The 10,388-nt window shown below is 55.9% G+C and carries 9 protein-coding genes; 4 read left to right on the top strand and 5 right to left on the bottom strand.

The window, feature by feature from the left end; translation table 11 throughout:
• Positions 1 to 315 precede the first annotated feature (315 nt).
• Positions 316 to 990: a hypothetical protein gene (locus RE6C_RS03440; RefSeq protein WP_008653897.1), complete on the top strand. Its 675-nt coding sequence runs from the start codon at positions 316 to 318 to the stop codon at positions 988 to 990.
• A 104-nt stretch (positions 991 to 1,094) separates the two neighbouring features.
• Positions 1,095 to 1,673, top strand: coding sequence for an ECF-type sigma factor (locus RE6C_RS03435; protein ID WP_037249452.1), 579 nt, complete (start codon positions 1,095 to 1,097; stop codon positions 1,671 to 1,673).
• A gap of 42 nt (positions 1,674 to 1,715) precedes the next feature.
• On the opposite strand, the gene RE6C_RS03430 is transcribed toward RE6C_RS03435, so the two are convergent.
• Complete coding sequence (locus RE6C_RS03430; RefSeq protein ID WP_008653892.1) at positions 1,716 to 2,219, bottom strand: hypothetical protein; 504 nt, start codon at positions 2,217 to 2,219, stop codon at positions 1,716 to 1,718.
• Between the two features lie 311 nt (positions 2,220 to 2,530).
• Here RE6C_RS03430 and RE6C_RS03425 point away from each other — a divergent pair, with 311 nt between their 5' ends.
• Together RE6C_RS03425 and RE6C_RS03420 are read left to right on the top strand one after the other, a co-directional pair.
• The gene (locus tag RE6C_RS03425) at positions 2,531 to 3,532 is read left to right on the top strand and encodes a formylglycine-generating enzyme family protein (RefSeq protein WP_236617916.1); all 1,002 of its coding nucleotides are present in this window, start codon (positions 2,531 to 2,533) and stop codon (positions 3,530 to 3,532) included.
• 75 nt (positions 3,533 to 3,607) lie between these two features.
• Entirely contained in the window at positions 3,608 to 4,645 is a 1,038-nt protein-coding gene (locus RE6C_RS03420; RefSeq protein ID WP_144054645.1) for an SMP-30/gluconolactonase/LRE family protein, read from the top strand.
• A gap of 111 nt (positions 4,646 to 4,756) precedes the next feature.
• Here the strand turns inward: RE6C_RS03420 and RE6C_RS03415 are convergent, their stop codons facing one another.
• From RE6C_RS03415 to dxr, 4 genes are all read right to left on the bottom strand, one after another.
• The gene (locus RE6C_RS03415) at positions 4,757 to 5,692 is read right to left on the bottom strand and encodes an alpha/beta hydrolase (protein WP_008653886.1); all 936 of its coding nucleotides are present in this window, start codon (positions 5,690 to 5,692) and stop codon (positions 4,757 to 4,759) included.
• A 79-nt stretch (positions 5,693 to 5,771) separates the two neighbouring features.
• On the bottom strand, positions 5,772 to 6,671 hold the full coding sequence (locus RE6C_RS03410) for a DMT family transporter (RefSeq protein ID WP_008653885.1): 900 nt from the start codon (positions 6,669 to 6,671) through the stop codon (positions 5,772 to 5,774).
• Between the two features lie 64 nt (positions 6,672 to 6,735).
• Positions 6,736 to 8,967 (bottom strand): site-2 protease family protein, encoded by a 2,232-nt coding sequence (locus tag RE6C_RS03405; RefSeq protein ID WP_008653883.1) that lies wholly within the window; start codon positions 8,965 to 8,967, stop codon positions 6,736 to 6,738.
• Positions 8,968 to 9,005: 38 nt separating this feature from the next.
• The gene (dxr, locus tag RE6C_RS03400) at positions 9,006 to 10,337 is read right to left on the bottom strand and encodes a 1-deoxy-D-xylulose-5-phosphate reductoisomerase (RefSeq protein WP_008653882.1); all 1,332 of its coding nucleotides are present in this window, start codon (positions 10,335 to 10,337) and stop codon (positions 9,006 to 9,008) included.
• Positions 10,338 to 10,388 lie beyond the last annotated feature (51 nt).

The following is a 10,388-nucleotide window of genomic DNA, read 5'->3' as shown; positions in this document are numbered from 1 at the left end:
TTGACAACACAGCAGTTGAAAACTGCACGACCTCCCCGGAGGGAGGGTGAAGTTTGGAAAGCGGGAATGACCGGGGTTCACCCAGTGAGCCGAAGGGCGTTAGCCCCGGTTACCACCCGCAACCGGGGCTAACGCCCTTCGGCTCATATACTCAAGACGCATGTTTGCCTGCTGAACTCGCGGACAGCAACCAACGACTTTCCCTTTTTTGACACTCTCGAAATCAACGAACGTCGGAGGATCCGACGCTCTTTTCTCAGTGACCTCGGGCGAGGTCACAACCGCATCTCCATCACCAACTTTCAAGGTGCTCTCATGAAACGTCTCCTCCTTGCTTCCGGTCTTTGTCTCGGGTTGTCCTTTTTCGCGTTGCAAGCCTCGCGTGCCGATCAGCCAGCGATAGGTGCTCCGCCCGAGAAGATCGACGCCGCCGATTCCCTTCATCCAGATTGGAAAGTGAAGTTCGCTCCCGTTCCAGATTTGTTGCGAATGCATTGTCCCATGCTGACACCTGGCCACGGTTTGGTCGTCGAACAAGTGGTCGAATCCAAAGACGCTCCCTTCCGACTCAAACGCGGTGACGTGTTGATGTCGGTCGACGGGATGCCCGTGCTGGAACGCGATGGTGCACCCAAGCTCGCCCGGACGAACGTGCTCGTGATGCGACGTGGCCAGATGATTCCTGTTCACAGTGCTCGTCGGGCTCAGGCCAAAGCATCCCAATTCGGGCAACCGTTCCCACGGATGAGTCAGTGGTCGTTGCCTGGCCAGACAGGTGTCGCAGTTTCCACGTCCGCCTTTGCTGGTAGCAACGAAAGCGTTTCGGTCAGCCAGAATGGTGACCAAGTGACGGTGAATTTGGATCTGCCGAATCTGCATCCAGCACCGCTTCGCTACCAAGGGACGCGTGACCAGATCGAAGACGAAGTTCGCAACAGCAACCTTGCTCCGGCGGTTCGACGTCGTGTCTTGGAAGCGATCGATCGGTGACCTCGGCGGATCGAAAAGCGGGTATGCTTTCCGCGGCGTTTGATTTCATTGTCAGATCGGCACCGCCGCCTACGTACCCGCCTCGTCGTTGGAGTTTTTGTCTCGTGAGCCAACCTGAAACCGAAGTCTCGATGCTGCTCCAGCAGGTGAAGAACGGCGACGAAGAGGCTCGCGAAAAGTTGTTTGTTACGTTGCAGTCTGAACTGCGAGACATGGCGGGGGCGTTGATGCGTGGCGAGCGTCCCGATCACACGTTGCAAGCAACAGCTCTGGTCAACGAGGCCTGCGTGCGGTTGTTGGACACCGAAGCACTGAAGAATGTTTCCGATCGTCGGTACATGTTTGGGATGGCCAACCGGGCAATGCGGCAGATCTTGATCGATCATGCACGGCGTCGACGGACCAATAAACGTGGCGGTGACTACCAGCGAGCTTCCTTGGATGTGGTGTTGGACAATTTCGAAGCCAACAACCGTTGCCAATACGAAGATTTGGAATCGGCGTTGGAAGGGTTGGAAGCGACGTCACCTCGCCAACGTGAAGTCGTTGAACTGAGGTTCTTTTCGGGACTGACGAACGAAGAAGTCGCCAAGGTTCTTGAAATCAGCGTCGCGACGGTGGAGCGGGATTGGCGACTGGCGAGAGCGAAGTTGTTCGAGCAGCTTCGAAGCGACGACGCGTAGGCTGCGCGACCTTCGGTCAGGAGATCTTGGGTGCCCGCCGACTCAGCGATTGAACAGTACTTCGGGAGCAACCAAGGCTTGTTCGATTTCGGGTTGATCCCGAGCAGGTGTCTCTTCGCGACCGTGAGTGCGAGGCGGCCGTCCCGAACGCTGCCAAAGTTCGATTTGTTTGCCTTTGGCTTCTTCCAAGCTATCGCTCATCTTGGACGCACTTTGTTGCGCGTTGGCCAGCAATCGTGAAACCGAGCCCAATCGCGGATCGACTCGATTCGGCGAAATTTGGGCGATCGATTCCAACTGCGATTGCGCGAGTGCCAATTGGTTTTCGAGTTCGATCACGCGTGATTCCGCGTTTTCGACTTCGGTCAACGTCTTCTCATCGAACTCGACCCCGGCAAACGACCGAATGCCCGCGTCCTGCAAAATTTCGCGAACGGTGGTGGGCGTTAGGAACAAGGCCAGCATCGCAAGAACAAGAATCAGTTCACGGATGGCGGCAAATCCGTCACGCACGGAGGCGAAGGTCGAAGGCGTGGGCTCGTCCATGGAAAATCCTTTCCAATCGATGAAATGGGGCAAGCTCTTCTTTCGTGTTTTCCGGTCGCCGGAGTCTAGATCGGTTCGCCGATTTTGCTTGGTGGGGAGGATGGGTACCTTGCAAGCACCGTCCGTTCATGGGTGATGCTTCAAAGGACAGTAGAATGAATGTTTTCCGACCGCTTTTTTTGCACGCAGCCATGTTGATTTGGAACCGATTCGTCTTGCTTGCACCGCTTCTCGCGTTTTGCCATTCGGGAGCGGAAGCTCGAGGGCCAGAATCGAGAGTGCAATCCAAACCTCCGACGGGTGAACGCTCCGTGAAGACTGACCAGGGATTCATGGTTGCCTACACACAGCGAATTCCGGGGACAAATGTTGAAATCGAGATGGTACCGGTCGCCGGTGGCACCATCGATTTGAAGCCACCGCCTCCTCCGCCGGCATCATCGATCGATGCATCGAGGGTGGAGCAAACGGATGCGACGTATGTCTCGCCAAAAGTCGATCCAGATCCGAAGGTGCAGACGGTGGCGATTGAGCCGTTCTGGATGGGTAAATTGGAGATCACGATGGAGCAATACATGCCCTATCGGCAGCTGTACTACGCTCACAGAAAAGCCGCCTTTCGAAAGGGCTACGAGCGGCCCGGGTTTGACGAGGTGGATGGCGTTTCCAGCCCCACGGATGTCTACGACTACTCGTTCCATTTTGAATTCGCAGGTGCCTCTGATTCGCCGGTGCCAACCACCAGCCAATTCGCTGCGCGGCAGTACACGAAGTGGTTGAGTCTGGTTTGCGAGCTGGACTATCGGTTGCCGCTCCGAAGTGAGTGGCAGCATGCATGCGTTTCAGGTCAGAAACCGGAACTGCTTGTCGATGATGTTGCTGTTCACTTTGAGAACACCGAAACGGTCGAAACAATTCGTGCAGGTACGAAACTCGCGAGTTCCTTGGGGCTGCACGATATGCAAGGCAATGTTTCGGAATGGGTGATCGAGGATACCGCGACAACGGGGCTGTTTCGTGGGCACGTTGCCATTGGTGGGAATTTCAACTTGGATGCCAAGGATTGCCAATGCGGTTCCATTCTTCGCAGCACAGAAGATTGGTGGGACGAGGATCCGGATTATCCACCGAGTCCTTGGTGGGCAACATCAGACGAATCCCGTGCAACCGGTTTTCGAATCATCAGTCCTTTGACGCAGATGAGTGATCAGCTCCGTGAGTTGTACTGGGAAGCAGACTCGGATCGTTTGAGAGAGGACGTTGAAGCGAGGGTGGAGTCTGGCCGAGGGACCTTTGGCTTTGTAAAGCCTTGAGTCGTTGCGTTGGAATTGGGCTATCCTTCAACTTTGGGAGGAATTGTGGGATTCGAATTGATAAGGGAAACGAAGTTGAAAATACGTCTTGGAAGTTGGCATCGGTCGGCAAAGTTGGCCTTGGCGGTGAGCGTCATATGTGGATCGGCGAGTATCGCGGTCGGTCAGGAAAACGCCTCCGTATCTCGTCAGCCCGCATCGATTTTTGCGGGCCCGCCGAAGTTGCTTCAGGAGCACGGCGCGGGCGAAGGACCAGCCTGGCATCCTGAAAAGGGTTTGTTCACCAGCGGCGAGGGCAACATCAACCTGCGAGACCGGGACGGCGAAACGTCGGTCTATCAAGCAGACTCCGGTTCGAACGGATTGATGTTCGATCGAGAGGGGCGGTTGGTCGTTTGTGAAGCCGTGAAGCGTCGGATCGTTCGGCTGGAATTGGACGGCAGCAAAACCGTGCTGGCCGATGGTTTCGAAGGGATGAAATTCAATCAGCCCAATGACCTATCAATTGATTCACGTGGCCGGATCTACTTCACCGACCCGCAGTATGGCGACCGCTCGGGGATGGAGTTGGTCGACGGAGCGGGCAAACATGTTGAAGGTGTCTATCGCATTGAACTCGACGGAACCGTTTCGCGAATCATCGCTCACGAAGTGGACCGCCCCAATGGTTTGGTTGTCACCTCGGACGATCGATACCTCTTTGTCGCCGACAACAACAACGGTTTGGGCGGCGCGAGAAAACTGTGGCGATTCGATTTGCAATCCGATGGAAATGTTGACGTTGAGAGTCAAACGATGATCCACGATTGGGGGACGACGCGTGGTCCTGATGGAATGAAATTGGACGAACTAGGCCGTCTTTATGTTGCCGCAGGATTGAACGAACCTCATCTGCCGCAGGAAACCGCGGAACAGCCCACTGCGGGCATTTATGTCTTTTCTCAGGAGGGCGAACTGCTCGACTACTTGCGGATACCTCGCGACGAGACAACCAATTGCGCCTTCGGTGGTGATGACCTAAAAACGCTTTTCGTGACAGCGGGAGGAACTCTGTGGAGCGTGCCAACCATCGCGGCGGGTGACCCGGCGTTTCCGAGTCTGCCTTCCAATTGATCTTTCGTCGACCGCGAAGGCAGCATCGAAAAACGAAAAAGCCCAGCGGATCGAACGAGACGATACGCTGGGCTTGATCTTTGGAAACCGAAGAGACTGATCAAGGAGAGATCAACGCTCGATCCACTCGTTTTCGCTTTCGCTGACCGGCACGTTGGCCTTGATGAACTTGACGATGTCCGATGCCGTGGAAGGGACTTCGTTGATCAAGGCAGGACCGCTCAAGCTGGTGCTTTCGAGTTTGACTTCCAATCCATCGATCTTCAATCGCTTACGAAGTGCGGTGATGCGTCCGCCCAAACGTTCTGCTTCGTCAGCTTCCGGGCTTTCTCTGCCCGCGACAATCATCGTTGGCAGCACGCCAATGTTTCTGTCTCGCAAAGTGGAGTCAATCGTCAGCCCGTTGAAGTTCTTCACTGGTGAAACGTAGACCAGTGCTTTGACGTCTTGCCCTTGTTTCAAACGTCCAACGCTGGGAAAGCCCCAGTCGCGAACCGCCCAGTGCGAGGCCATGATCGCACCTTCTTGGATACCAACAACGGCCAATGCGTTGAGGTTGAGGCGACCTTCGTTGTTCTCTTCTTTGAGGAACTGTTTCGCCTCTTCCAGGTCATATTGAATGATCGCCTGGATGTCGCGTTTCCCCATTCTGGAGATGTTGAAATCTTCTTTGTCGCCGTTCGGCTTTGTGTACTGTCGGCTGTTCCCGTGGCCGCGGTATTCGACCAACAATACCGCCAAACCGGCCGATCGCATCGCCATGCAGAGTTTTTGATAGGGCGAAAACTGTCCTTTCCACTCGTGAATCAACAGCACCGGAATCGCTTTTTTGCCTTCCGCGGACGGGAAGTAGAACGCGGTCAGCTCAATGTTGTCTTTGGTTTTGAGTTTGACCGGACGCGGTTTGAGGGCCGGATCTTGGCCGCGTTTGTTTCGTTGCGCTGAAGCGGGAACGGCAAGCAACGCCGAAATCAGAAAGGCGGAGCATCCGATCAGAAACCTGCGAGTCAACGGATTAGCGAGTACCTGAGATGCGTTTGCGTACATGGGGATGCAAAACTTGGGTGGGAGTCAACAGAGGATCAGAAGAGACTGTTATTTTAACCCAAGCCCGACGGTGCTGCACTCATCCAATTGGCAATCGTTTTCGACGCGACCAACCGGTGTGTGCGAGCACCAAAAATGCAATCGCAGTCGCACCCAAGTAGAAGCCAACGCCCAACGTCCGATAATCGCCGAACAGGATCGCTCCGAGAATCATCCCGTAGACGGGTTCGAGGTTGTTCGCAAAGTTGATGGTGAAAACGGAGAGGCGTTTGAGAAGCGAAACGTACTCACTGTAGGCGTAGACCGTGCAAACCACGGCCAAGACCAGCAGCCATCCGAAATCGCTTGGCGAAGGCACCAGATCGAGGCCTTGGCCTTCACTCAGATAGAACGCCGACAACGGCAAGCAAGCGGCACAGAAGCCACATGCGCCGATCATCTCATACAGTGAAATGACGCGATGGGGAGTCGTGACGGCAAACCGGCCGTTCAAAATCGAAAACACGGCGGCGGTGAATGCCGCGACGATTGCGATCAGGAAACCGCCCGCGTACTGCAGTTCGCTTTGAAAGATGACCGCAACAGCGGCGATCACGCAAACACCGAAGACCAAATCCATGCGACGAAGTTTTCGACCACGGATCATCAATGGCTCCAGCAACGCGGTCCACAACGAAACCGTCGCGATCCCAACCATGCACACCGAGACATTGGCGACTTTGACCGCCAAGAAGAACAGCACCCAGTGCAGTCCAATCAGGCCGCCGGTTGCCAACATGGCCAACGCTCGCCTCGCGGGAACACGCCATGACTTGCGAACGATCCAGGCCAAAACCACGGATGCGATCGCACTGCGGAACAGCACGATCTCCACCACTGGCAGTTGTATCAATTCGCCCAGGGCTCCCGTGAAGCCCCACACGAATACCAGGAAGTGCAGTTTCAGGTAGTCGCGTGGTTCGCCCAAGTCGTCATTCACCGCATCCCTTTCGCACCATCGATGGAGATCAAATCAAGAAGATCTCAGCGGAGATGCTTCGGAGCTACAAAAGGTTCAGGATGTCGTTGGTGAAGACGAAGATCATCAGAGCGAGCAACGCCAACACGCCGACAAACGTCAGTCGCATTTCCATCGCTTCGTCGACCTTTTTCCCGCGGATCAACTCGGCGGTCAGGAAGACCATGTGGCCCCCGTCGAGCGCCGGGATTGGCAGGAAGTTAAGGATCGCCAAGTTCATGCTCAGCATCGTCAAGAACATCAGCTGCGCGGACAAACCCTTTTCGGCTTGGTGGCTGGCCATTTGTGCGATCCGGATCGGACCACCAACAAACTTGGCCTTCACTTTTCCTCGAACCAGCATGCTGAGGAAGCGACCGACATCGGCCATTCGGCGTTTGGCTTCGCTCACGCCCAGGGCAAGTGCCATCCCCAACGAATCCGCTTTGCGAATGGATTCGACGGGGGTGAAGTTCAATCCCCGTTCATACCAGAATCGATCGGATTGACGAACCGTCAAGGTTTGCTCAACGACGGTGCCATTGGGCGGTCGAATCGCAGTGGCGACGATTTTGGTTCCGTTGGGCAACAATTGAATCGTTTCCATCAAGTTGCCAAGCGGCCGCGTCGGGCCAATTTCCCAACCTTCGGTCAAAGCTTCCATCGCGGTCTCGGACAACTCATCTTCGATCGATTCGCGATCCTTGGCACTCGCAAACTGGACGCGGATTTCGCGGAGTTCGTCTCCGACCTGGATGGTCTCGTTTCCGTCCGCTGCGGATGCTTCGGTGCCAGAAATCACTTCCGAAGCCACGGCGGTTGGCTCGTAGGCAAATCCGAGTGAATCAACCGACATCATCTCGCCAAAAGCTGACACGGGCGTCATCGTTTGTTCGATACGCTGAGGCGTCAGTGATAATTCGATCTCCTCTCGGGAGTCGCCTTCACCACGCTGCACGGTGATGTTCATCGGTTCGTCGTATTGAACATCCGCCAGCACCATTTGATAGGCGTCGATGTTTGTGTCTTCACCCACGGAAATGATTTGGTCGCCGACCTTCATGCCGGCCTTTTCGGCGGGACCGTTTTGCATCAACGCTTTGATCGGTCCAATTTTGAATTGGATGCCGAAGTCCTTCGCTTTCTGCGGCGGCAGGGTCATCGAATGTTCGGATTCGTCGGTGCGTACCAATCGAAGTTTGATCGGTTGTGATGGTGCGGTGTGAATGCGAGACAACAATGGCGTGATGGGCATGATCGCTGATGAATCCAGCGTTTGATCGTCAAAGCCAACCACTTTGGCCCCGGCGTCCTCGTCGGTCACCACATCGGCGGCGACTGAGTTTGGCATCGCGGGCAGTTCTGAGAACAGTGTGTCGCCGGTCGGGCTCTGGATGCCGATCATGCGTCGATCGGGTTCGATTAGACTCGCCTGCGTCACCAACTGATATTCGCGAGTGTCGTCGCCGTATTGCAAGCGAACTGGAACGGCGGCCTCGGACGATTCGATGCCGGCTTCCATGATCTTCAATTGCATTTCACTGAAAGGCAATTGCGAGTCATCTTCGAGAGTACCGACAGCAACGACTTTTCCACCCGGTTGCACGCCGGCTTGCCAAGCAGGTCCGCCGGGAGTCACGCCGCCAACCACTGCGGGCGTGTAGCCAACACCGTTGAAGAACGCGAAGGCGGCAAACAACACTCCGGTGATCACGTTCATAACCACACCGGCGCTGATGATGATCATTCGTTGCCAAACTGGTTTGGCCGGATAACTTCGTGGATCGAGTTTCTCTTCCGCGTCCGAGGCTTCTCCGCTTTGCCGAATGCGTTTGGCTTCTTCTTCCGCTTTTCGTGGGTCATCGTCCTGACCCAACATCTTCACGTACCCGCCCAGGGGCAGAATGCCGATTCCGTATTCGGTTTCGCCGTAGGTGAACTTGCCGAGCGTTCGAGGGAACTTGATCGGGCCGATTGAAATTGGCACGTCGAATCCGACGTAGAACTTCTCGCATTTCACGCCAAACGTCTTGGCCGCGAGAAAGTGTCCGAGCTCGTGGACAAAGATGACCAAGCCGATTCCGAGGGCGACTTGGGTCCACAGCCAAGTGGTTTGCAACCAAGCGATGACGCCGCCGGTGTCTTCGGTGGCCGCCAACAAGGAGGGCAAGAGGGACCAATCAACAGGCAACGACATGAATTCGACGGGGGTGAAAGAGAGTTGAACGAGGGATGCCAGCCCGGCAAATCCACGTTGAAGGTATGGTTGGTTGGGCAAACAGGTTCACTGAACCCGTCTTTCCCAAGATGACGACATCAAATTTGGGCCAATTCCCGGGCTCGACCACGTGCCCAAACGTCCAATTTTAACAGCCGTTCCAGTGTGGGCGAAGATTCGTGGTCGTGGTCCAGCAGGGTTCGGCGGCAAATTTCAGGGATGTCAGTAAAGCGAATTTGCCCGTTCAGGAACAGGTCGACTGCGGTTTCGTTGGCCGCGTTGACCACCGCTCCAGCCGTTCCACCAACGCGGGCGACTTCAAAACCGAGCGCCAAAGCCGGAAAACGGTCGGGATCGGCGGGGCAAAGCGACATGTCCCAGCCCTGAGTCCGATCTAGTTCTGGCGCGGGACAAGGCAATCGGCGAGGAAATGTCAAAGCATATTGAATCGGCATCCGCATATCCGGCGGGCTGACCTGCGCGATCAAACTGCCGTCTTCGAATTCGACGAGCGAATGAATCAGCGATTGAGGGTGAACGACAACTTCGATTTTGTCCGCGGGCACATCGAAAAGCCACTTGGCCTCGATCACCTCAAGGGCCTTGTTCATCATCGAGGCGGAATCGATCGTGATTTTTGCCCCCATTTTCCAAGTCGGATGAGCGAGAGCCTGTTCGATCGTCGCTTCCCGCATTTGGGCGGTCGTCCAGTCGCGAAAAGGGCCTCCGCTGGCGGTCAGGATGAGCCGCCGGACGCCCGGCCAATGTGTCTTGGCGGAGGGATCGGCCGCTGTGTTTGGTTGTTTCGCAGTGGCAAATTGGCTTTGGCGAGCCCGTGACTCCGCCAAACACTGGAAAATTGCCGAATGTTCGCTGTCCACCGGCAGCAATTCTGCCCCGTTGTCCGCTGCCGCTCGCGTGACGACTGGACCAGCGACGACGAGGGTTTCCTTGTTCGCCAAAGCGACGCGTTTTCCCGCGTGAACGGCCGCCAAAGTGGATTCCAAGCCGGCTCGTCCGACGATGGCGGCAACCACCACATCAACGTCTTTTTCCGTGGCGGCTCGAACCAACGCGTCTGGTCCAACGTCCAACCGACAACGCTCCGTCAGACGTGAATTGGTTTGGGTGGACGCTGTTTTCAGAGCTTTGGCGGCTTGAGCTTCCATTTCAGCGTCCGAAACGACCACGCATTTCGGTGGCGTGTGGCAGCCTCCTGCCAACTCAATCAGCGGATCGATCTGGGAGTGTCCGGACATGCTCGACACTTCCCAGGCGAAATCTGGGTCACATCGATTCAGGTTTTCGATCACGTCCAATGCCGCCACGCCGATGCTTCCCGTTGCTCCCAGCACCGCGACGCGACTGACGGGGCGGTTGGTCGACCGGAAATCGGGGACCGAGTCCGCGGAGATGGATTCGGCCGGCACTGTCGGTTCCGTTTCTGAGGAGATGGGCTGGGGCGATGTCACGGGAATGAT

The organism is Rhodopirellula europaea 6C, from assembly GCF_000338295.1.
GTDB classification, from domain to species: domain Bacteria; phylum Planctomycetota; class Planctomycetia; order Pirellulales; family Pirellulaceae; genus Rhodopirellula; species Rhodopirellula europaea.
The sequence above is the reverse complement of the archived record's forward strand: the minus strand, read 5'-3'. Positions and strand labels throughout refer to the sequence as shown.